The sequence below is a fragment of the Campylobacter novaezeelandiae genome (assembly GCF_018968685.1).
Taxonomy (GTDB): Bacteria; Campylobacterota; Campylobacteria; order Campylobacterales; family Campylobacteraceae; genus Campylobacter_D; species Campylobacter_D novaezeelandiae.
This window is the reverse complement of sequence record NZ_CP076657.1, coordinates 189,349-212,992: the sequence shown is the minus strand read 5'-3', so window position 1 is coordinate 212,992 and position 23,644 is coordinate 189,349. Positions and strand designations below refer to the sequence as shown.

The 23,644-nt window shown below is 27.2% G+C and carries 25 protein-coding genes and 1 pseudogene; 2 read left to right on the top strand and 24 right to left on the bottom strand.

What is annotated here, in order from left to right:
- Window positions 1-53: 53 nt before the first annotated feature.
- The 4 genes and pseudogenes from CNZW441b_RS01210 to dapB form a co-directional block, all read right to left on the bottom strand.
- Window positions 54-2,566 (bottom strand): annotated as a pseudogene (locus CNZW441b_RS01210) (molybdopterin guanine dinucleotide-containing S/N-oxide reductase).
- Between the two features lie 10 nt (window positions 2,567-2,576).
- Window positions 2,577-3,149 (bottom strand): cytochrome C, encoded by a 573-nt coding sequence (locus CNZW441b_RS01205; protein ID WP_216681446.1) that lies wholly within the window; start codon window positions 3,147-3,149, stop codon window positions 2,577-2,579.
- Window positions 3,150-3,265: 116 nt separating this feature from the next.
- A complete protein-coding gene (purF, locus tag CNZW441b_RS01200) occupies window positions 3,266-4,603 on the bottom strand; it encodes an amidophosphoribosyltransferase (protein ID WP_216681445.1) in 1,338 nt (445 codons plus the stop codon).
- Window positions 4,604-5,332, bottom strand: coding sequence for a 4-hydroxy-tetrahydrodipicolinate reductase (dapB, locus tag CNZW441b_RS01195; RefSeq protein ID WP_216681444.1), 729 nt, complete (start codon window positions 5,330-5,332; stop codon window positions 4,604-4,606). It lies immediately after the preceding gene.
- A gap of 136 nt (window positions 5,333-5,468) precedes the next feature.
- Between dapB and CNZW441b_RS01190 the strand changes: the two genes are divergently transcribed.
- Entirely contained in the window at window positions 5,469-6,914 is a 1,446-nt protein-coding gene (locus CNZW441b_RS01190) for a DASS family sodium-coupled anion symporter (protein ID WP_216681443.1), read from the top strand.
- A gap of 29 nt (window positions 6,915-6,943) precedes the next feature.
- On the opposite strand, the gene trxB is transcribed toward CNZW441b_RS01190, so the two are convergent.
- The 19 genes from trxB to mqnP all read right to left on the bottom strand — a co-directional run bounded on the left by trxB (window position 6,944) and on the right by mqnP (window position 20,353).
- Window positions 6,944-7,882 (bottom strand): thioredoxin-disulfide reductase, encoded by a 939-nt coding sequence (trxB, locus tag CNZW441b_RS01185; protein WP_200218791.1) that lies wholly within the window; start codon window positions 7,880-7,882, stop codon window positions 6,944-6,946.
- A 130-nt stretch (window positions 7,883-8,012) separates the two neighbouring features.
- Window positions 8,013-8,327 carry a thioredoxin gene (gene trxA, locus CNZW441b_RS01180; protein WP_131163898.1) on the bottom strand — a complete coding sequence of 105 codons (315 nt, stop codon included), beginning with the start codon at window positions 8,325-8,327 and terminating at the stop codon, window positions 8,013-8,015.
- Between the two features lie 50 nt (window positions 8,328-8,377).
- Window positions 8,378-8,716 carry a YraN family protein gene (locus CNZW441b_RS01175; protein WP_131163899.1) on the bottom strand — a complete coding sequence of 113 codons (339 nt, stop codon included), beginning with the start codon at window positions 8,714-8,716 and terminating at the stop codon, window positions 8,378-8,380.
- On the bottom strand, window positions 8,716-9,969 hold the full coding sequence (locus CNZW441b_RS01170; protein WP_216681442.1) for a homoserine dehydrogenase: 1,254 nt from the start codon (window positions 9,967-9,969) through the stop codon (window positions 8,716-8,718). The genes CNZW441b_RS01175 and CNZW441b_RS01170 overlap by 1 nt, the downstream gene beginning before the upstream one ends.
- Window positions 9,966-11,174, bottom strand: a complete 1,209-nt coding sequence (locus CNZW441b_RS01165) for an LL-diaminopimelate aminotransferase (RefSeq protein WP_131163901.1) — start codon at window positions 11,172-11,174, stop codon at window positions 9,966-9,968. The genes CNZW441b_RS01170 and CNZW441b_RS01165 overlap by 4 nt, the downstream gene beginning before the upstream one ends.
- 8 nt (window positions 11,175-11,182) lie before the next feature.
- Complete coding sequence (locus CNZW441b_RS01160) at window positions 11,183-11,986, bottom strand: hypothetical protein (protein WP_131163902.1); 804 nt, start codon at window positions 11,984-11,986, stop codon at window positions 11,183-11,185.
- Window positions 11,980-12,909: a helix-turn-helix domain-containing protein gene (locus tag CNZW441b_RS01155; protein ID WP_131186400.1), complete on the bottom strand. Its 930-nt coding sequence runs from the start codon at window positions 12,907-12,909 to the stop codon at window positions 11,980-11,982. Before CNZW441b_RS01155 ends, CNZW441b_RS01160 begins: the two co-directional genes overlap by 7 nt.
- A complete protein-coding gene (rlmB, locus tag CNZW441b_RS01150; protein WP_131163904.1) occupies window positions 12,902-13,588 on the bottom strand; it encodes a 23S rRNA (guanosine(2251)-2'-O)-methyltransferase RlmB in 687 nt (228 codons plus the stop codon). The genes CNZW441b_RS01155 and rlmB overlap by 8 nt, the downstream gene beginning before the upstream one ends.
- Window position 13,589: 1 nt before the next feature.
- Complete coding sequence (gene rsmI, locus CNZW441b_RS01145) at window positions 13,590-14,426, bottom strand: 16S rRNA (cytidine(1402)-2'-O)-methyltransferase (protein WP_216681441.1); 837 nt, start codon at window positions 14,424-14,426, stop codon at window positions 13,590-13,592.
- A gap of 2 nt (window positions 14,427-14,428) precedes the next feature.
- Window positions 14,429-14,629, bottom strand: coding sequence for a 50S ribosomal protein L31 (gene rpmE, locus CNZW441b_RS01140; RefSeq protein ID WP_131163906.1), 201 nt, complete (start codon window positions 14,627-14,629; stop codon window positions 14,429-14,431).
- 62 nt (window positions 14,630-14,691) lie between these two features.
- Window positions 14,692-15,345 (bottom strand): 16S rRNA (uracil(1498)-N(3))-methyltransferase, encoded by a 654-nt coding sequence (locus CNZW441b_RS01135; RefSeq protein ID WP_131163907.1) that lies wholly within the window; start codon window positions 15,343-15,345, stop codon window positions 14,692-14,694.
- The gene (locus CNZW441b_RS01130; protein ID WP_131163908.1) at window positions 15,346-15,753 is read right to left on the bottom strand and encodes a hypothetical protein; all 408 of its coding nucleotides are present in this window, start codon (window positions 15,751-15,753) and stop codon (window positions 15,346-15,348) included.
- A gap of 2 nt (window positions 15,754-15,755) precedes the next feature.
- Window positions 15,756-16,178 carry a c-type cytochrome gene (locus CNZW441b_RS01125; protein WP_131163909.1) on the bottom strand — a complete coding sequence of 141 codons (423 nt, stop codon included), beginning with the start codon at window positions 16,176-16,178 and terminating at the stop codon, window positions 15,756-15,758.
- Window positions 16,178-16,759 (bottom strand): 6-pyruvoyl trahydropterin synthase family protein, encoded by a 582-nt coding sequence (locus CNZW441b_RS01120; protein WP_131186398.1) that lies wholly within the window; start codon window positions 16,757-16,759, stop codon window positions 16,178-16,180. The genes CNZW441b_RS01125 and CNZW441b_RS01120 overlap by 1 nt, the downstream gene beginning before the upstream one ends.
- Window positions 16,756-17,505: a 7-carboxy-7-deazaguanine synthase QueE gene (locus CNZW441b_RS01115; protein ID WP_131163911.1), complete on the bottom strand. Its 750-nt coding sequence runs from the start codon at window positions 17,503-17,505 to the stop codon at window positions 16,756-16,758. The genes CNZW441b_RS01120 and CNZW441b_RS01115 overlap by 4 nt, the downstream gene beginning before the upstream one ends.
- Before the next feature lie 3 nt (window positions 17,506-17,508).
- Window positions 17,509-18,471: a GTP 3',8-cyclase MoaA gene (moaA, locus tag CNZW441b_RS01110; RefSeq protein WP_131163912.1), complete on the bottom strand. Its 963-nt coding sequence runs from the start codon at window positions 18,469-18,471 to the stop codon at window positions 17,509-17,511.
- 10 nt (window positions 18,472-18,481) lie between these two features.
- Window positions 18,482-18,991 carry a DUF6115 domain-containing protein gene (locus tag CNZW441b_RS01105; RefSeq protein WP_131163913.1) on the bottom strand — a complete coding sequence of 170 codons (510 nt, stop codon included), beginning with the start codon at window positions 18,989-18,991 and terminating at the stop codon, window positions 18,482-18,484.
- 1 nt (window position 18,992) lies between these two features.
- Entirely contained in the window at window positions 18,993-19,487 is a 495-nt protein-coding gene (locus CNZW441b_RS01100; protein ID WP_131163914.1) for a hypothetical protein, read from the bottom strand.
- Window positions 19,478-20,353, bottom strand: a complete 876-nt coding sequence (gene mqnP / locus CNZW441b_RS01095; RefSeq protein WP_131186397.1) for a menaquinone biosynthesis prenyltransferase MqnP — start codon at window positions 20,351-20,353, stop codon at window positions 19,478-19,480. Before mqnP ends, CNZW441b_RS01100 begins: the two co-directional genes overlap by 10 nt.
- A gap of 67 nt (window positions 20,354-20,420) precedes the next feature.
- Between mqnP and miaA the strand changes: the two genes are divergently transcribed.
- Window positions 20,421-21,290, top strand: coding sequence for a tRNA (adenosine(37)-N6)-dimethylallyltransferase MiaA (gene miaA, locus CNZW441b_RS01090; protein WP_131163916.1), 870 nt, complete (start codon window positions 20,421-20,423; stop codon window positions 21,288-21,290).
- On the opposite strand, the gene CNZW441b_RS01085 is transcribed toward miaA, so the two are convergent.
- Window positions 21,279-23,642, bottom strand: a complete 2,364-nt coding sequence (locus CNZW441b_RS01085; RefSeq protein WP_131186405.1) for a DUF7494 domain-containing protein — start codon at window positions 23,640-23,642, stop codon at window positions 21,279-21,281. The genes miaA and CNZW441b_RS01085 overlap by 12 nt on opposite strands.
- Window positions 23,643-23,644 lie beyond the last annotated feature (2 nt).

Sequence of the window (23,644 nt, the reverse complement as noted above, 5' to 3'; positions counted from 1 at the left end):
CTCCTAAAATAAATTTTTGTTATTAAAATTATAACAAAAATTTATCAAAAAACTTATAAAATTTTAGGGGCATTAAAAGCTGTAATCTCAGGGAGACTTTTGTTAAATTTTTCAATCCCTACAAGTCCTGTATGAGAAATATTGCCATTAGCAAGTTTTGAAGTAGGCAAATCCAATGTTAAAACATTAGCACTTCCATATTTACACAAACCATTCTCATCAGGATCATACCAACCTCCTTCACAAATTCTTACAACCCCTTGCATAATATCTTTACTTACTAAAACCCCTGCTAAAATCTCTCCACGTTTATTAAATACTCTTACAACATCACCATCTTTAATGCCAAGTTTTTTAGCATCTTTAAAATTCATAAGCAAAGGTTCTCTTTCTTGAATGGTATATTTTTTTCTTAAATCTGTATGACAAAGTTGAGAATGAAGTCTTTTACTTGGATGAGAGGTTATAAGATGAAATGGCATTTTTTTGGTAGCATTCCCAAGCCACTCAATAGGCTCAAACCAAGTAGGATGTGCTTTACAATCATCATAATTATAATTTTCAATTGTTTTTGAATAAATTTCAATAAGTCCTGAAGGAGTGCCTAAAGCATTTAAAATAGGATCTTCGATAAATTCTGAAAAACGAACATACTCTAAACTTTCATTCGTTGGTTCAAAAACGATAGGCTCATTTTTTGCCCAAAATTCTTCAAAACTAGGCATAGATGTATTAAAAGCTTCTCCATAATTTTTTACTTGCTTTAATGCAATATTATAATAATCTTTAATTAAATCTTTTGCTTTTTTACCATTTTGAGTATAAGCATTAAATACATCTTTACCATAAATTCTACAAAGATCAGAAAAAATTTCATAATCATCTTTGCTTTCCTCTACTGGCAAAACAGCTTGTTTCATAGGAACTATATGCATATTAGAATAATCACCACTCATAGTAATATCATCTCTTTCATAAGATGAAGTAACTGGCATAACAATATCTGCCATCTTTGCTGTTGGAGTCCAATAAATTTCATTTACAACAATGGTTCGTGGTTTTTTCCAAGCTTTTACATTAGTATTAGTGTCTTGATGATGAACTAAAGGATTTCCGCCTACCCAGTAAATAAAATCGATATCAGGATAAGTAATCTTAGCCCCATTATGATCTATAGTTTTTCCAGGATTAAGCAAGGCATCAGCTATCCTTGCTACAGGAAAAGATAAACTAGCCGTATTTTGTAACCACTCAGCAGAATTTAATCTTCTTTTGATTTTGCAAGACCTTTAAATTTACCATTTTTCCAAATACCTATTTCTCCAGCATTAATTCCTCCTATAACACCTCCTTTGCAAGTAGGCACACCTCCATTGCTATAATGATAACTAAGCCCAAAGCCTCCACCTTTTGTTCCAATTTGTCCAAGTATGGAACATAAAGTCACTAGCATCCAATGCGGTTGTTCTCCATGATGAGCTCTTTGCATACCCCAACCACTCATTATCATAGTAGAATTATCATAAAATGTTTCAGCTAATTCTTTGATAGTTTTTTCGCTCACTCCACAAATTTTACTTGCCCATTTAACATCTTTTTTTATGCCATCATTCTTACCTTCTAAATAATCTTTAAACTGATTAAAGCCCGTTGTATAATTTTCTAAAAACATATAATTGACTTTATTTTTAGAAATTAAATGACTTGCCATACCCATCATCAAAGCAACATCAGTATTTGGACGCGGAGAAATCCATTTAGCATTTAAAAATTTAGCTGTATCTGTTCTTATAGGATCTATACAAATTACTTTTATTTTACTTTCTCTTAATTTTTCAAAATAAGCTAAGCCTCTTTGATCATTTGAAGTCCAAGCTATACGCAATGTAGTTAATGGGTCAGCTCCCCAAATAACAACATATTTAGAATATTTTAAAATATTTTCCCAAGAAGTTTGTTGCTCATAGACTTCAATAGAGCCTACTACATAAGGCATAATAATCTGAGAGGCACCTGTTGAATAATCCCCACTAGCTCCAACAAAACCTCCTGTAACATTTAAAAATCTATGAAGTAAAGTCCTAGAATTTTGCATATTTCCACTTGATTTCCAACCATAACTTCCGCCAAAAATAGAACTTATTCCTTTTTGTTCTCTTGTTTTTTTAAGTTCTTTTGCAATTAAATTTAAAGCTTCCTTGTAACTTACACGTACAAATTCATCTTTTCCTCTTAATTCTCTTTTTGGATCATCAGGATTTTCAAGATAAGACTTACGAACATAAGGATACTTAATGCGAGATTTATAAATCAAATCAGAAGTATAATGTTGCAAAGGATTATCCATTTTAGTTATTTTTTCCCAAGGTTCACTTTTTATAACTTTTCCATCTTTTATGGTAAGTTTTAAAATTCCCCAGTGGGCTGCAGTAACTATCTCTCCATTTTTTACAATACCAAGACTTACTTTTGAAGCTTCAATATTCTTTGTTATACCAAAAGTTGGTATAAAAGATAGAGCGCTCAAGCTTACACTTGCTTTTAAAAAATTTCTTCTATCTAACATTTTATTTCCTTTAATTTGCTTTAAAATCTTTTGAATTTTTTTGTAAATATTCTATAACAAGCCAATGATCTTTCTTTTCAATTGCCGTTCTATCAACCATAGATCTAAAAACTGCTGGCCAAGCATTTGCATTAAATTCTTTTTCTTTATGCAAAGCATGGCAAATCCCACAATTATTAACAAAAAGTTCTTTTGCACGACTCAGCATTTCTTTATCATTTTTAAAAAATTTCTTTTTCTCTGCCCAAATTTCTAAACTTACTCTATCCCATTTATCATCTTTTGTCATATCTTTTTTACTGAAATTTAATTTAGTATTTTTAGAAAAAGCAGCGACAATAATTCTTTGAGTATTATTATAATAAATAACAAAAGGAGCTTTTGGATTGACAAAACCTTGAATTTTTACATAAACTTTATCACCTTGCTCTTTTAAAATTTCAAAAGAATTTGTAGGGAGCAATCTGCCGACCACTTTGGTGTCATCTTGAGAAAGATAAAGTGATACAACCTCATCACTATAAACTATATTTTTAGACCACATGCAAGTGATGAAAAAAAATATTGATAAAATAATCCTCATTATGTTTCCTTAAATAAATATTAAATTATCTTTATTATATTCAATATAATATTAATTATATATTAATAAATTATTTATATTTTAAAATAAAAATAAAATAATATTCTAACTAAGGTTTATTTTATAAAATAATCTCCATCAAAACTGACTAAAGAATAAGATCTTTCATTTCCTATGCTACTTACTAGTTCATCTATACTTAAAAAAGTAAGAGAATCAGCATCAATAAATTCTTTTACTTGTTTTATGTTTTTATTAGCACTGATTAACTCTTCAAAAGTAGGTGTATCTATACCGTAAATATCTGGAAACTTAATTTCAGGACAAGCAATAGCTAAATGAATTTTGCTTGCTCCAGCTGCCCTAAGTAAAGAAATGATTTTTTTAGAAGTTGTTCCACGCACTAAACTATCATCAATTACTACAATCTCTTTATCTTTTAAAACCTTGGACATGGGGTTAAGTTTTAATTTAACTTTAAAATTTCTAAGCTCCTCGGTTGGTTCTATAAAAGTTCTGCCTACATAATGATTTCTAACAATTGCCATTTCAAGTGGGATTTTAAGATATTGAGAAAAACCTATAGCAGCACTTACTCCACTATCTGGGACAGGCACTACAAAATCGATCTTTTGATCAAATTTTTTTGCTAAAGTTTCACCTAATTTTTTACGCACCTCATAAACACTTTTTCCTTCTATAATGCTATCAGGTCTAGCAAAATAAATATATTCAAAAGCACAAATTCTAGGCTTTTCATTAAAAAGTTGTATACTTTCAAAATTATCATTTCCTTGTGTAAAAATAAGCATCTCTCCTGCTTTTACATCTCGGATAAATTCTGCTTCAATCAAATCAAAAGCACAAGTTTCACTAGCTATAATATAACCGCCATCTTTTAAACGCCCTAAAGACAAAGGTCTAACTCCATAAGCATCTCTTATCACATAAAGCTTATCTTTACTAGCCAACATAAAACAATAAGCCCCTATACATTTTTTTAAACTCTCTATCAAACGATCTTTTAAATCTTGTTCTTTACTACGGGCAATTAAATGGATTAAATTTTCAGTATCCAAATTTGTTTGAAAAATTGCACCACATTGCATTAAAAATTCTCTTACTTCATTTTTATTTACTAAATTTCCATTATGTACTAAAGAAATATCCCCAAAAGAACAATTAGCATAAATAGGTTGTGTATCATCAATACTTGAATTTCCAGCCGTAGAATAGCGATTATGACCTATAGCAATTTCACCATTTAAACTTTTTAAATTTAAAGGATTAAAAATTTGATTTACTTCTCCTTTAGCCTTAATAGTTTTTATACCTTTACCATCGCTTGCACTTATTCCACTTGCTTCTTGTCCGCGATGCTGCATAGCAAATAAAGCATAATAAGCATAAGTACTTGCATTTTTAGAATTAATTACCCCTACAATTGCACACATTTAAATTCCTAAAAAATCATTCATTGAATATAATTTTGGCTCCTTTTGAATAAGCCATTTGGCAATTTTAATTGCACCTTTAGCAAAAGTAGCTCTTGAGGTAGCATTATGAGTTAATTCTAAATATTCTCCTTCTTCATAAAAACCTATAGTATGACGTCCTACTATATCTCCACCTCTTAAACTCATTACAGCAATCTCATCTTTGCTTCTTTCTCCACTAATCCCATCTCTACCACTTATTCTGATATTTTGAAGTTGTAAATTTCTAGTTTTAGCTACATTTTCAGCCAAAGTTAAAGCTGTGCCACTTGGAGAATCTTTTTTGTGCCTATGATGCATTTCAACGATTTCTATATCGAAATTTTTAAGCATAATACTCGCCTTGCTTGCAAGATAGTTTAATACAGCAACTCCTAAAGACATATTTGTTGCATAAAATATTGGCATCGATTTGCTTAGATTATACATTAATTTCATCACTTTCTCATCTAATCCTGTTGTGCCAATTACTAAAGGTTTATGATTATTTTTTGAAAACTCTAAAAGTTCATTTGTTCCATAAGGAGAAGAAAAATCAATAATCACATCACTTTTTTTAAAAAGTTCTTCTAAATTTCCATTTTTATCATAAAGCACAGACACCTTTGCTTCATCATCAAATTCCAAACACTCTTGTATTTGTCTACCCATTCTTCCACAGGCTCCATAAATTCCAATTTCTACCATTTTTATCCTTCTTAATTAATTCTAAAATTATATAAAATTAAATTAATAAATTATTTATTTTAAAATATTTAAAATATATTTTAAATATTTTAACTTTCTGTTAAAATATAATACAAATCATTTTAAAGGAGAAACAATGTGGAAGCTATTTTTGCCTATTGTTATAGCTATAGCATTTTACTTTATTCCTACTCCAGAAGGACTAAGTAATAACTCTTGGCTTTATTTAAGTATTTTTATTGGACTGATTATAGGTTTAATGCTAGAACCTATTCCACCAGCATTAATAGGAGTCATTGCTATAACTTTAGTTGTCATTTTTAAGATAGGTCCAGTAGGAAGTGATAAAAGTATTATAAGTGATAGTATGGCTATAAAATGGGGATTAAGCGGTTTTTCTGACTCTGTTGTTTGGTTAATCTTTTCTGCTTTTACCATAGGCCTTGGCTTTTCAAAAACAGGACTTGGTGAAAGAATAGCTCTTTATCTTGTTTCAAAACTTGGTAAATCAACTTTGGGTTTAGGATATGCTATTTGCATAGTTGATTTTATTTTGGCTCCTTTTATTCCAAGTAATGCAGCAAGAAGCGGGGGAACAGTTTATCCTATAGTAACAAATATAGCTCCTATGTTTGAAAGTTATCCTGATAAAAATCCTAGAAAAATAGGATCATATTTAGTTTGGATGGGTTTAGCAAGCTCATGTGTAACAAGTTCTATTTTTTTAACTGGACAAGCACCAAATCCTCTTGCCTTATCTTTAATTTCGAAAAACGGTATTGAAGTAGTAGATTGGCTTGGATGGTTTTTATCTTTTTTACCTGTTGGAATTATTATATTTATTTTAACACCTTTACTTGGATATTTTATATATCCACCTGAAATCAAAGGCTCAAAAGAAATTGCACAATGGTCAAATGAAAAATATAAGGCTTTGGGTAAAATGGATAAAAAACAAATCTATATGATTATAGTTGCTTTAATCGGTTTAATTTTATGGGTTGGAGCTAGTTTTTTTAAGATCAATGCTACAACAACAGCTTTAATAATGATTATTTTAATGATATCTCTTAAAATAATTACTTGGCAAGATTTTTTATCAAATAAAAGTGCTTGGAATACATTAATATGGTTTGCTACTCTTATTACTCTAGCTAGCGGTCTTAAAAATATGGGAATATTGGATTTTTTAACAAACAATTTAGGTAAACATTTACTCGGATTTTCTCCTTTATTTGCAAGTATATTACTGCTTTTACTTTTTTCATGGCTTAGATATTTTTTCGCATCTGGAACAGCTTATGTCACTGCAATTATTGCTATTTTTGCAAGTTTAGCAGGACAAATTCAAGGAGCAAATGCTCAAGAAGTAATGTTAATCCTTGCTTTAAGTATGGGATTTATGGGAATTATCACTCCTTATGGAACAGGATGTTCGCCTTTATGGTTTGGAAGCGGATACGTAAAGGGAGCTAAATTTTTCTTACTTGGTGGAATGTTTGCTTTTGTATATCTTGCAATTTATATTATTATTGGGATACCTTGGATTAAATTTATAAGTTCTTATCTTAATTTTCATTAAATTTTTCTACCTCTTGCGAGGTAGAAATTTTAGTGTAGACTTTCTACATATGCTATTGCGCTAAGTGCTGCAATCGCCCCATCACTCGCAGCACAAATAACTTGTTTTGGAGCATCTTTTCTTAAATCTCCTGCAGCAAAGAGTCCCTTAATATTTGTCTGCATTTTAAGATCAACACTAACCTGACCTCCTTCTTCCATATCGCATAAAAATTTTCCATCATCTTGTTTTAAAATTTCATTGCGCACATCAAGTCCAACAAAAGTAAAAATTCCAGGAATTTTTAAATCTCTAATACTTCCATCTCTTAATTTAACTTTTACACCACTAACACCCATTTTATCACCATAAACCTCATCAATACTCGCACTAGTGATAAGTTCTATTTTCTCATTTTTTTTCACTTTTTCTATAGTAGAAGGAGCAGCTCTAAATTCATCTCTTCTGTGAACAAGATAAACTTTAGAGCAAATATTAGCAAGATACAAAGCTTCTTCTAAAGCTGTATCGCCCCCTCCTAAAACTGCAACTTCTTTATTTTTATAAAAAAATCCATCACAAGTTGCACAAGTGCTTACACCTTTACCAAAAAATTCATCTTCTCCTTTAAATCCTGCACGACGTGGAGTTGAACCTGTGCAAACAATAACTGCTTTAGCTTGCTCTACTTTTCCATTTTCTAACTTTACATCAAAACTACCATTATTATTTTTTACAATTTGAACCACTCCTACCATCTCATGCTTTAAACCAAAACGCATACACTGTTCACTCCATGGAGCCATAAAAGAAATACCATCCATTACAGTGGCAACTCCAGGATAATTTTCTATTTCAGAGCTTGAAGTTATTTGACCGCCTGGCATACCTTTTTCAAACATAACAACATTTTTTAAGCCTCCTCTAGTCGCATAAAGTCCTGCACTAAGTCCAGCAGGTCCTCCTCCTATAATTGCTAAATCTAACATTTAAATTCCTTTTTCTAAAAAAATTATTTTTATTATAATATAGAATTTTTTCTTAATAAGCAGTTAATAAAAATTATTATTTAATATAAAATATAATTAGAATAAAGTCGCCAAAGCGACTTTAAGAAGATTAAAGTAAAGAATTAATTTTATCAGCAATAGCTTGCTTAGATTGTGCTCCAACTAGCTGATCTATTACTTCACCATTTTTAAAAAATATTAAAGTAGGAATTGATCTTACTCCATATTCAGCTGCTAAATCCCCTTGCTCATCTGTATTAACTTTACAAATTTTCGCTTTACCTTCAAAATCATTTGCAAGTTCATCAATTACTGGTGATAGCATTCTACAAGGTCCACACCAAGGAGCCCAAAAGTCAACTAGGGCAACACCTTCTTTTATTTCAGAAAAATTCTCTGAAGTAAGTTCTATATATTTTCCCATAATTTCTCCTTTTTTTAATTTATTGTATTTTAACTAAATAAAAAACTAACTTAAAAAGTTATATTTTCAATAAATTCTATTACATTATTTTTAACACAAATTAGATCTATTTGGAAATCATTATTTTTTCGTGTTTTAATAAAATAAAATTCTATCGTTTTAATAATTTTTTGATACTTTTTATGATCAATACGCTCATAGATATTATAATCATTTTGGGTAAATTTTACTTCAATAAAATGTAAAATATTATCTTTTAAAGCAATAATATCTATTTCACCGAATTTGGAATGAAAATTTCTTTCTAAAATACTAAATTGTTGTTTTTTTAGAAAATTACAAGCCTCGTCTTCACCTTTAATACCAAGAATATATGAAGATAACCCCATTAATCCTCTATGCGCATCATAAAAGGTTCATCTTTAACAAATTCTTGCTTTTTTAAAATTCTTAATAAATTTTGTATACTCTTTTCATAAGTAAAATGTGTTGTAAAAAATATAGTAGTATAATTTTCATTATTCTTTTTAGGTTTTTGTAAAAAACTTTCAATAGAAATTAAATTTTGAGACATAAGCAAAGTGATCTTAGACAAAACTCCCAATTTATCTTCTACTTTAATTCTTAAATAATATTTTGTATAAATCTCTTCTGGTTTTAATAAATTAAATTCTAATTTTTCCTTAAAACCTAACATAGGAGTTTTAAAATTTCCCTTTGCTATATCTATCAGATCAGCAACAACAGCACTAGCCGTTGCCAAACCTCCAGCACCAGCACCATAATAAAGACTTTCTCCCAATGCATCACCCACTATAGAAATAGCATTCATAACGCCATCAACTTTAGAAAGCATTTTATTTTTACTTATCATAGTAGGGTGCACTCTTAATTCAATATTTGAATCTTTTAATTTAGCTATACCCAAAAGTTTTATAGTAAAATCAAATTCATTAGCAAAATACATATCTTCAGAACTTATATCTTTGATACCTTGCATTAAAATATCTTCAGGTTTTATATCAAGATTGTAAGCAAGACTTGCTAAGATTAAAAGTTTATGTGCAGCATCTTGTCCTTCTATATCAAAACTAGGATCAGCCTCGGCATAACCTAATTCTTGTGCTTTTTGTAAGGCATTGTGAAAATCCATTCCAACTTGTTGCATACAAGTTAGAATATAATTACAAGTTCCATTTAAAATACCCTTAATATTAATAATATTATTTGCACTCAAACCTTCTTTTAAAACTTTAATAATAGGAATACCTCCAGCAACACTTGCTTCATAGCCAAAAGCTAAGTCCTTAGCTAATGTTTCAAGCTCATAACGATGATAAGCGAGCAAAGCTTTATTAGCGGTTACAACATTTTTCTTTCTTTTTAATAATTCACTAATAATTTGAAAAGGGAGCTCAATCCCGCCCATTAATTCTACAAATACATCAATATCTTTAAAATTTAAAATCTCATTTATATCTGAAGTAATAGGAATAAGAGCATCTTTTTTAGCATGTCTTGCTAAAGCTATCACAGGAGTAATACTTTGACCACATCTTGCTTTTATAATTTTTTCATTTTCAATTAAAACCTTTGCAACATTACTTCCTACCGTTCCATAACCTAAAATAGCAACTCTCATATATTTTCTTTAAAATATTTTTTAATATTTCTTGCAGCTTGACGAATGCGATTTTCATTTTCTATTAAAGCAATACGCACATATTCATCTCCTGCCTCTCCAAAACCAACCCCTGGACTTACTGCAACATTGGCATATTGTAAAAGTTGTTTTGAAAATTCTAAACTTTTTAAATGAGCTTTGCTAGACGGTAGTTTCGCCCATATAAACATACTTGCATTTGGTTTTATTAAATTCCAACCTATATTACCAAAAGCTTCTACTAAAACTTGCATTCTTCTTTCATAATTTAATCTAATATTTTCAACACAACTTTGATCACTATCAAGAGCTATAGTGGCTGCAACTTGTATAGGTGTATACATACCATAATCAAACCAAGATTTAATTTTTTTAAGAGCATTAACAAGGCGTTGATTTCCTACTACAAAACCCACTCTCCAGCCAGCCATATTGTAAGATTTTGAAAGAGTATAAGTTTCCACAGCAACATCTTTTGCGCCATCAATTTCTAAAATTGAAGGAGTTTGATAGGATCCATAAGTTAAATCAGCATAAGCAATATCGCTAATAATATAAAATCTTTCTTTTTTTGCAAACTGAACAAGTTTTTCATAAAAGCTTTTTTGCACTGTAGTAGTAGTTGGATTATGAGGAAAATTAACAACTAAATATTTAGCTCTTGGCACACTTTCAATTAAAGTTTGTTCTAAATTTTTAAAAAACTGAGTTTCATTAAGTTCAAAATTTTCATTATAGCAAATAGGCATTTTAACGACATTTCCTCCGGCTATAATAAAAGCTTGGGTATGAATAGGATAAGCAGGAGTTGGAACAATAGCCGTATCGCCAGGATTAATAATAGCACGAGCAAGATTTACAAAACCTTCTTTAGAACCCATAGTAGCTACAACTTCAGTTTCTGGATCTAAAATAACATTATATTTTCTTTTATACCAATTACAAATAGCAAGTCTTAATTTATAAATTCCTATAGAAGCAGAATATCCAGATGTTTTATCTTTATTAGCACTTTCACAAAGCTTATCTATAATATGTTGTGGGGTCTTGCCGTCTGGATTTCCCATTGAAAAATCTATAATATCTGCTCCTTTGTGTCTAGCAAGCATTTTTAACGCATTTACTTCAGCAAAAACATAATTTGGCAATCTTTCTATAGTATGAAAACGGATTTCATCAAACATTTTTTTCCTTATTTTTTAAGATATATTTTTAAACCTCTTTTGATATTATCAAGACTATACACGTCACTAATTATGGCATACATTGAACCATCTGGAATAAATTCTGAAAAATGATTATTTTTTACTTGACTTTTAATACTTTTAATTAAATTTAAATTTTTATCTAAAAATAGAATTTTAGGAAACCATTCATCAGTATCATTAGCATCAATTTTAAGTAAAGTTGCACCTTTTAACAAAATAATATAATCTTGCAAAGGTTTCTCTAAAAAAGTAGTTGTATTTAAATTAACATTTGCGTTTGTTTTTAATCTCGCTTCATCAAAATTTAAATCATACTCATAATCATTTAAACCCACTTTTTTTATATTATTGATATAGACAGAATTTTCTTTTAAAAGTCTATAAAATACACCTGGATCTAAGATGTATTGAGATTCTACTTGTATAGTATAATCAATGTTTCCATCTCTTAGCACTAAATCTGTTGGAATAAAATACACATAACCTGCATTGTTTAAAGCATTATTGATAATCTCAAAAAATAAAATAAAATCCGTTTGTGCTTTGAAATTTAATCTCAAAGTTTCTGGAGCTGGAAGTATAAGATTAAGTAAAGAATTTGCTTTTAACATATTAGATATTTTTTCTATGTCTAAATTACCTTTTGAATCTTGATAGTTTTGATTAGTAAATAAAAGTTCAAGTTGAGTTCTTTTATTTGAAGAATTTACAATATTTTTAGCCAATTCTAAACTAGTAATACCATAAGATAAACTTACAAAAACTATCAAAAATAAGATTTTTACCATTCTTTTCCCTTATTAAGCTTTATAAAATCACTTAAAGTTATATTTGAGATTTTTCCATCTTTAATTAAAAAACGTTTAGAAACTCCAGACGGAAATTTGTTTTCCTTTCCACTCTCATCTATAAAACTTAAAGCAGAAGCCCCCATTAAAATGAGCTGATCTTCTTTTAAAGAAATATTAAAATCTTTATCTTTTACAAAACTACTCTTTTTATAAGTTTTTAAATCAATTAAGCCGACCCATATTTTACCATTCGTCTTAAAAGTAATTTCATCTAATGTTTTTTTTTCTTCTGTAATACTAGCCTCTTCATTTGCAAAAGTCACATTGTTCTCTTGGCTTATATTTTGATCTTGATTTATTGTAATATTTTCATCCAAAACGATATCTTGATTAGTTAAATTATTTTCTTCTACTTCATTTTTTTCTTCAGTTAGCTCTTCTGTATTATCAATAATTTTTACTTTATTTGTTACTTCTTTTAAATTTGTTTTAGCCTCTCCAATAATATTTACAATTGCTGTGCTTGATTTATTTTCTTCAGTTTTTAAAAAAAAATTAACCCCATTTAAATAATAAAAACCAAAAATTAAAATTACAATAATTATTGCAGCAATATAAATCCAAAAACTAGAAGATTTACTAGTATAAATATCAATTTTTGGAGTAATAATCTTTCCTTTTGATAGGTTATAAGAGTTATTAAGATTATTTTCATTTAAATAATTTTCATATAATTCATTAAAATCAGTAAAATCAAGTTCATATTCACGACTTAGAATTTTAACAAAACCACGGACATTAAAATGATTTAAAGTGGCAAAATCTTGATTAATTAAAGCTTTTAGAAAATCAATTTCAATTTGTGTTCTAGCAGCAACTTCTCTCAAATCTAAATCTTGTAATTTTTTCCAACTATTCATTTATCATCCTATCACAAAGTATTGCAAAAGCAGCACTAACATTTAAGCTATCAAACTGATTTTTCATAGCTATGCCTATAGATTCATCACATTTTTTAATTATTTTTGCACTTAAGCCAAAACCTTCGCTTCCTAAAACTAAAGCTTTCTTTTTGACATTACTTAATTTTAAACTATGAATTTCTTTTCCTTCCTTATCAGCAGCATAAATTGTAAAATTCATTTGCTTAAGCTCATTGATTAATCCTAAAATATCGTTTTTTACCACAATAGGTAAACCAAGAGCTGCCCCACTGCTAGTTCTTATTACATTTTGCATTGCAAGCTGATTACCAGAAAAAATTAAACCTTGCACACCTAAAGCATAAGCAGTTCTAATAATAGCTCCTATATTTCCCATATCAGTTATACCACAAAGTATAATTAAAAAATCATTTTTTTTCATTTCATTAAAGTCAGCAAACACAAAATCTTTTATATCCATTAAAAAACCTTGGTGATTACCACCTCTGGCATAAGATTGAGCTGTTTTAAAATCTAGTTTTTTGATTTTAAAACCAGATTTTGCAATTTTATTAAAAGTTTTAAAATCACATTCTTTAGCTAAATAGATTTCATTAATCATATCTGGATAATGCTCTAAAATATAAAAAAATACCTGCTTACCATAAACTAACATTTTAATATTTTATCCCATCTTGACTTAAAAGCAGTTTTTTATAAAGTTCCTTTGAATTTTTACCATAAATTTTTGATAAAAGCTTGCTTTTGGTTTTTAAAGGTAAATCAAGTTCTAAAATATCTTTTTCACATAAAAAATTCATTTGTTCTTCTTGATCTTTTTCTTTTAAAACTACAACCCATTCGCCTTTTAAATTAGTATTTTTTAAAATTTCAAATAAATCTTTAGCATTAGCTCTTAATTTAGTTTCAAATTTTTTACTAATTTCTTTCATAATAAAAATTTCTCTTGTTTCTTCTAAATTAACTATCGTTTCAATTAAAGATAAAATACGCTTTGGAGATTCATAAACGATACTTGGATAAGGATTATTTAAAAGTTTTTCTATATCTTTTTGGCGCTCTTTGCCTTTATTTGATAAAAAACCCATAAAAATAAATTCTTTTTTACAAAAACCACTACTTACTAAAGCAACTAAAGCAGCATTAGCACCAGGCAAAACTTCATAAGATAAATTGTGATTTAAGGCATATTTTATTAAAGAAGATCCAGGATCACTAATACCTGGCATACCAGCATCACTCATATAAGCTATATTTTTATCAAAAAAATCTAAAGTAATATTTTTAAAAAATTGAGTTTCATTGTGAGTATGAAGTGAAATAAATTTCTTAGGTTTAATTTGAACATTAAATTTAGAGTTTAAAAAAGAAATTAAAGACTTGCAAATTCTAGTATCTTCGCAGATTATTATTTCGCAAATCTTTAAAATTTCTAAAGAACGAAATGAAATATCGCTTAAATTTCCTATGGGAGTAGGAATAAAATAAAGCATTGCTATTGCATTGCGTATTTTTTCTTAAATTTCTCTACACGACCAGCTGCATCAACAATTTTTTCACTTCCTGTAAAAAACGGATGACAATTTGAGCAAATATCTACTCTTAGTTCACTTTTATTTGATCTTGTCATAAAAGTATTACCACATGCACAACTTACTTTACACTCTACATATTCTGGATGAATTTCTTTTCTCATTACAATTCCTTGAAATTTTTAAAGTTTAAATTATATAAGAATATAAATAAAATAAAGATAAATTAAAGTAAAATTTTAGAACTTATAGCAAGAGCTGCGGTATGAGCTTTTAGAATATTTTGAGTGCTTAAAGAAATTTTATTTTTAAAGTTTCTAACTTCTTCCTCGCTAAAACCACCTTCAGGTCCTATAAAATAAATATTATCTTTTGTAAATTTCTTTTTTTCTCCAGAAAAATCAACTAAAATAACATTCTCGTATTTTTTTAAAAATTCTTGAATATTATTAAAAATCTCAATTTTCATCATATAAGATCTTCCACATTGTTCACAAGATTGTATAATAATTCTTTCACAACGCTTAAGATCAATTTTAAAATTTTTTTGAGAATATTTTGTATAAACTAAAATAAGTTTATCTACGCCAAGTTCATTTAAAAAAGGCAAAGTTTTTTCTAGAATTTTAGGATCAATGATTGCTAAGGCTAAAGCAAAATCTGTTTTTATTGTTATTTTTTCTTCTTTTTTAATTAATTTTAAAGTGCAAAATTTTTTAGCTATTTCTACAATTTCATAAAAATATAAAAAGTCATCTTTTAAATTTCTTAAACAAATAACATCTTTTTCTTTGATACGGCGCACTTTAAGATGTAAAAAATCTTCATCTTTTAAATATAAAAACTCTAAACCGCTTTCTTTACAAAATAAAAATTGCATTTAAAAAAATTTTTTAAATAAAAAAGGTAAAAATAATAAAAGAATTTCTATAGGCAAGATTAAAAAACTAATCCATCTAAAAAAAATATATCTTCTATTTTCACGAGCTTTTTTAAATTGTTTAAAATGAAATATAGCCAAAACAAAAATCAAAATATTAGATAAAATCATTAACCAATAATTTAAAGTCATTTCAAAATGATTAAATGCTAAAAGTAACATTCCTGTAAAAAAAATTAGAATTAAAAAAAAATAATAAATAGGTAAAAACAAACGGATTCTTCTTGTAAAAATAAATTCAGTTTTAAAATTTCCTTGAGTTAAAACTAAATAAAAAAATATCAAAAAACCACTTGCATAAAGACTATATAGATGTAAGGCCAAAACAAACTCATAACTTTGATCCATTATTATTTTCCTTTATTTAAAATATATTTAGCCAAATTTTCAATTTGATCTTGATTTAAATTAATGCAATGATCTTTATCATTTTGTTTTTCACAAAAACTAAATTTTTGGATAAAATTCTCTTTGCTTAAATTTTTAATCTTAACATTATTTTTTAATTTTAATTCTCCATTTTTTCCATGACAATTTGCACATTTTTGTTTATACAAGGAACCAATGATACTTAAATTCATATTTAAAGTTTGAGTATCATCTAAAGAATCATCACCAACTGGCAATGGCAGATTATCATCATTGACTTGGGTTTTTTCATCATTTTGCTCTATTTGAACTATCTCTTGCTCTGGCAATTTAGATTTAAAAGAATTATCTTCATTATTAGAACATCCAATTAAAAATAAAAAAATGATTACCAAATATGGCATTAAACTTCCTTTGGATTAACAAAAATGTAAGAATTTTTTAATTTTTCATAAAAATCCTTATCTTTCCACTCTTCTTGAATTGCTTTTGAAAATTCTATATCTTCTAGTTTTATAGGAGGCAAAAACTCACTATAAGCGTCCTCTTTAAATCCTTGTGCATAACCAGTTTTTGTTTCATGAACTATAATGCTTTTTAAATAAACCCCTTGTTCACCATTAATCATTTTAGTTTGTTTCAATAAAGTATCAATAAGAACAAAAAAAATACGACAAAAATTCTCAGCACTAACATTTAACGGCAAGATAATCCAACGACTAGAAAATTTTTTCATTTGTTTTAAATACTCTTGATCATCATCCTTAAAAAGAGTAATAGCATGATCAAAACTATCAATAATCTGTTTTACCTCTTGTTTTAAGAGTCCAAAATCATATACCATCCCAGCATTATCTAAATACTTGCTTTCAAGCAATATCTCAACCTTATAAGAATGGCCATGAATGCTACTTTTACAACGTTTAGAACTACAAAAACGAACAATATGAGCATTCTCAAATTCAAATTCTTTTCTAATAATCATATTCCCTCTTTATCATTCCAAAGTCTTATATGCATTCTATCAGAATAATTATAACCATTTTTTATGCAAAAATGAACTACCTCTAAAGCATTAGTTTTTAAACTCTCTTCGTTATGGCCCATTGGCATACAATAAACTTCATTGTTTACTTTAGCCAAAATCTCATCAATTTCTTCTTGAGCTTTGTGGTTTTTTATCATTTCTTGATCTAAAACAAATTTATAAAAACTACCTTTAGCATTTTGCACAATAGCTCTTATAGCATCAAAATTTAATCTTTTTTCTTTGGGTATTTTACTATTACTAAGCTTCACACTTAAAGCAAAAACACACTTTTTATATAAAGGATATTTTTCAAAGTCTATCATTATACTTGCATTTGTTTCAAAATGGATTTCAAAATTATCTTTTAATAAAAGTTCAATCCATTTTAAAAAATCTTCATTTTTATGATGCAATAAAGGTTCACCACCAGTAATAACTATAATAGGATTAAAATCTGCTTTTAAAATATGTACTCTCTCATAAAGTTCTAAAGGTGTAAATTTGATATAACAATCAGCAAAATCTTTTGTAAAAACCGCTCTAATGGTATCACAACCTAAAAATTGTTTATCATTTTTCTTTTTAGACACTCCAAAACCATAGCAATTAAAATTACATCCTGCAAATCGCACAAAAATAGCTAATCTTCCGCTAAATTTTCCTTCACCTTGTATGCTTATAAAACTCTCAACAATATCCAAAAATTACCCTCCGGTTTGATAAAAAGCTCTAGAGGATGTTTCATTATCTACAATACTCCATTTATTTTTTTCAGGTTTATTTCTTAAAACTTCTTTAAGAATTTCAACCGCAGCTTTAAGATCTTTTCTTTTTACCGCCTCTTTAATGCTTAAAGATTCATCATAATACAAACAAGGTATCAAAAGCCCATCAGCACTAAGTCTTATACGATTACAAGTATCGCAAAATTCATGAGAATGTGGATCAATAATACCAAATGTATAATCATTAATCTCATATAAAGTTACTGGTGAATTTTGTGCTTTTCTTGAAGAAATAATTTTATATTTTTGTTTTAAAATTTCAAGAATTTCATTAGATTTTAGACCTTGAAGTTTTCCATAAGCATGATAATTTTCCATAAATTCTATAAAACGAATTTGTATATTTAAGCTTTTTGCATATTCTAATAAAGAAATTAATTCATTATCATTTAAATTTTTAAGAGCTACTGTGTTGATCTTTACTTTAAAGCCCAAATTAATCGCTTCTTCAATCCCTGCTAAAACATTACTTAAAACCTCTTTTTGAGAGATCATTTTCGCCTTTTTAGGATCAAGAGTGTCAAGAGAAACATTAATACGCTTTAAACCAGCTTTTTTAAGATCTTTTGCATAATCTTTAAGAAAATATCCATTTGTAGTAATAGCTAAATCAATATCTTTTTTATAATTATGGATCATCGAAATAAATACATCTAAATCTTTTCTTAATAAAGGCTCCCCGCCGGTAATTCTAATCTTAGAAATTCCCTCATCAATAGCCACCTTAACAAATAAAAACATCTCTTCAAAAGTTAATAAATTTTCTTTTGGAACCCAATCAAAAGGAATTTTTGGCATACAATAAAGACAACGAAAATTACACCTTTGAGTAACTGAAATTCTCATATAGTTAATTTTTCTTCCATATTTATCAATTAACATTTTGCAAATCCTATTTAATCATTTTTTTAAATTTTAAGACAAGCTCAACATTACCTATACCAACTCTTAGATCTTTTGCAATTTGTTCTATACTTTTACCCTGCTGAAACAACTCTATAATTTTTTGTTCCTCTGTATCATAATTAGGCGTAAGTTTACTTATACTTTGTGTTTTTTGCTCCAAGGTTAAAATTCTATTTTGTTGCTCATTTTGAAATTCTTCTATAATACTTTCAACATTTTGCAAACTTTGTAAAATAGGATAAATTTTGTTAGAAACTTCTTGTTCGAGCATTATTTTTACTTCATCTTTTAAAAGATCTATATTGAATTTCTCCTCCTCATCATCCTTTAAGTCTAAATTTTTTTTAAGATAATGTAGTTCCTTAGTAAGATCTTCCATAGCATTTTGCAATTTTATAATTTTACTCATATTTTCTTTATCTTTAATATTCATATAAGCTAAAAAAGCAACCAATAAAACAATCATAAAAACTAAATAAAGCACTTCTTCGCTCATTTTATTTTCCTTTAAAAGTCTTAATGATATCTCTTTGAATTTCTACTACAAAAGCATTATAAACATCTTGATCTTCTGATTTAATTTTAATAATTTTAGCCAACTTTTTATTTAGAGCTTTAAAATAAAAAGCTATTTTTTGATCATTAATTTCAAATCTAGCATAATATTCCTGATTTTCAATTAAATTTTCATTTTTAAAATTTATATATTCAAAATTTAATAAATTAATAGTATCTAATTGAGATAAAGCAAGTAATTTATTTTTCTTAAATAAATGATTTTCAATCCTTGAAATATCTTCTTTTAAACTCAAAAGCAAATCAAAAATTATCTTTTCAGAATCTTCAAAATCAACCCTATAAGCTAATTTTTTCCATTTTGCCAACTGACGATTTGTATTAATGCTCAAGTATTCTTGTAAAAATAAATTATCATTTAAATCACAAGCTTCAAATTCTATTTTTAAATCTGCTTTAAAAAGATTTAATTCCATAATAAATCAACCCATATAAAAATAAAAAAAATAATACTTAAATATCCATTTAAAGTAAAGAAAGCTTTATTAATATGAGAAAAATTCTTACGAACAATCTTATGTTCAAAAAATAAGATCAAAGCACTAATAATTACACCCATTAAAGCTAAATTTCCTAAAGGAGAAACAAAAACAAATATAAACCAAAAACATACAGCTAAAATATGAAAGAAAGCCGAAAATAAAAGAGTGGTCTTACTTCCAAATCTAGAAGGTATAGAATAAAGCCCCGCTTTTTTATCATACTCCATATCTTGAAGACTATATAAAAGATCAAAACCCGCGGTCCAAAAAGTAACCCCTAAGCACAAAAATATACTAAAAATATGAATTTCTCCTAACACTACAATACTACCTGCAATAGGAGCTAAACCCAAACAAAAACCTAATACTAAATGCACAAAAGAGCTAAAGCGTTTAAAAGCAGAATAAAATGCCAAAATAAAAAGCACAGGAAAAGAAAGAATAAAAGCTAAATTATTAATTAAATAAGAACAAAAAATAAAAATTAAAGCATTTAAAATAATAAAAATCCACATACTTTTTTTACCAATACGACCATTGATATTAGGTCTATCTTTACAACGAGGATTATTTAAATCGATATCTTCGTCCATTAAACGATTTGAAGCCATGGCAAAATTTCTAGCACTAATAGCACAAATAATCCCTAAAATTAAAGCTTTAAATCCAAACCAAGCACTATCATTTGCTATTTTAGAAGCAACAAGCATAGAACTTAACAAAAAAGGTAGAGCAAAAATAGAATGCTTAAATACAATCAAATCTAAAATATCTTTAAATTTATTCCATATTAAAATCATTACAACTCTTTTATAAATTTTTGTTATGATTTTACTAAAATTTTATAAATTTTTAGAAAGTTTAGTAATGTTTTTTGAATTTGCATTAATAGGCCCTACAGCTAGTGGAAAAACAGCTATTGCAAATGCTTTAGCCTACGAATTTAAAGCTGTTGTTTTAAGTCTTGATAGTCTTTGTATTTACAAGCAAATTAATATAGCAAATGCTAAAAGCGAGGACAAAGTTTTAAAAGAACTTGATTATTTTGGGGTAAATCTTTTAAATGTTGATGAGCATTTTAATGTTTCTTTATTTATACAAGAATACAACAAAGCTAAAAAATGGGCACAAGATAAACAAAAAATTCTCATTATAACAGGAGGAACAAGTTTTTATCTTAAAATTTTAATGCAAGGTTTAAGCGAAAAAATAGAAGAAAAAGAAGTTTTAATAGACAATAATGAAATCTATAAACTCTTGCAAAAAATAGATCCTGATTTTAAAATTGAAAAAAATGATACCTACCGTTTAAGAAAGTGGTTTAACATTTATGAAAGCACCAAAGAAATACCAAGTCTTTTTTTAAAAAGAACCAAAAAAAAACCTTTAATAGAAACAATAGAAATTTATAATTTATTTTGGGACAAAGAAGAACTAAGGAAAAATATACAAAAACGTACTAAATTCATGCTAGATTCTGGTTTAATAGATGAAGCCAAAAATCTTTTTGATCAATATGATGCAAATTTAAAGCCCTTAAATTCCATAGGTTTAAAAGAATGCAAAGCTTATTTAAATAATCAAATATCTTATCAAGAATTAGAAAATTTAATCAATATCCATACAGCACAACTTGCAAAAAGACAAAGAACTTTTAATAAACAATTTAAAAAAATAGATCTTAATTATGATGAAGCTTTTTTATATCTTCAAAAAAAGCTTCAATCATTGAAGTAGTTGATTTTTTTGATTACATAAATTTTGCCAACTAGAACTTACATTGATATCTAAACACTGTCTTAAACTTTCTTTTTGTGCATTAACATCTTTTAAATTTTCATAAATTCCACTTTGTATATACAAAGCTCTAGCTCTATTAGATGCTGATAGTTTTAGCTTTAAAAGATCAACCAAAACTTCTAAAGCTTTTTCGTTTTGATTGGTATTTTGCAAAGCATTTAAATAAATAAATTCTAGATTTGGACTAAAAAGATTAATTCCTTTTAAATTTTGATAATCAATTGCCTTTGGCGCATAAGTTAAAATAGTTGTTTGCATATTATGATCATTTGCAAAAGTAAGTAAGGCATCATAAATTTCCACCATATTAAAATTCATAGGAAAACTTTCTAAAATTTGTAAAATATTTATTGCTTTATTATAATCATTCAAACGTAAATAAGATAAAAACTCTAAATAATAAGCTTTAAAATTCTCCTCATCGCTTTTTAATATTCTTGAATTTGCAATTTCATTGGTAATTTTAATCACTTCATTATATTGTTTATTGTCAAATAAAATTTGTGCTTTTTGCAATCCATAAAAAATACTATCTTCATTATAGTTTTTATCAATATATTTTAGAGCTTCGTCAAATCTAGACGTTCTTTGAAAACAAGCAAGCATCTGTTTTTTATTGCCAATTTTTTGTCCTATATCATAAGTTTTAAATTCTTCAAAAATTTCACTTGCTTTAATGCAGTTATCCTCTTTTAGTTCATTACTTAATAAAAAGATAGCAGAATCTTCTAAAATTTTAAGAATTGAAGGAATTTTAACTTGTTCAATCTTATCTTTATAAGCAATAATTGCTGGATAATTTTTTTCTTTATAATAAAGCTTAATATTTTCTTCTAAAGCTTTATTGCTGATACCTTGATCACTTTTTTCATATTGTTTTATCAATTCTTCATAACGCTTATGAAGCAAAGTTGCATTATTATCATCTAATTTTAAGAAAACCTCATCATTAGCTTTTTTAATTTCATCAATATAAAGACCATCTACATATTCGTTTATATATAAATTAATATATTTTTTTGCTTTTAAAGATTCTTTAGTATGAACCAAAGAAAGAGCTAAATTTTTTAATACACTTTCATAACGAGGATCAATTTTATCCATTTGCTCAAAAGTATTTTCATAAATTAAAGAACTTATATTATATTTTTTATTTTTATAAAAAAGCTCAGCAAGCGTTAAAGCTCTTGAAATATCCTTTCCAAAATACTTTGGATCAGCTTTTAAAACAATATTAATAAAATCAATTGCTTGATTTAACTTATTATTTAATATTAGATCTTTAGATAAAGATAAAGCAGATCTTGCGGCAAGATCCAAATTTTTATTATTATAAAAAGTGTTTTCATAAATTGAAATAGCCTTTTCTTTATCTCCTAGATCATAAATATAATCAGCATAATCAAGTCTTGCAAGATCTGTAAAATAATTATCTGCTTGTTCATTATTTAAAATTGACATTATATAATCAACATCAGCCTTTTGAGAAAGTGCTATATATGTTCTTAACATAATATGTAAAACTTCTGGAAAATTCTTATCGCTCGTAAAAGTCCTCATCCAGTTTTTAGCATCATCAATCATGCTTTCTAAAACTTGTTGATCTCTATTATCTGGACTTTGAGTGTAAATTTTATTTTCTGCTCTTAATTTATAAAGAGCAAATTCACCCATAAAAATACTGCCTTTATAACGATTAATAGCGTTTCTTGCATCTATAATAACTTGCTTATAATTTTGTTTTTGATATTCCTTTTCTATGCGTAAAAAAGTATTAATATCTGCACTTTGAGGAATAAACACTGGATCTGAATTTAAATCAAGTGCTCCTATATAAGGAAAGCTTTCATGAGGAAAGTCTATAGGAAATTCTAAACCATCATACTCTTTAGCATTAGCAATATAAGGCGTAAAAACAAAAGTGAGACTTTTTGATCTTAAAGAATCATCAATCCAAATTTTAGTATCTGTAAAAATATTTTGTGAAAAATTATATACTTTAGTATCAACTTTAGGAAAAATTAATACTTTTATTTTTTGTTCCTCCTTGATAAATTTAAGGTCAAATAAAGCAAAATTTTGATCTTTTAGCTCATTATTAACCGTACCTAAAATTTCACACTTATAATAAATTTTAGTATCTTTAGTAATACTTTTACATGTAAATTCTTGATCATTATTAATATGCAAAATCGCAAAAGGCTGGTTATTTTCACGGCCTGTATTTAAAACTAGATCAAATGCAAAAAGTTTTATAATACTTAATAAAATTAATATTAAAATTCTCATCA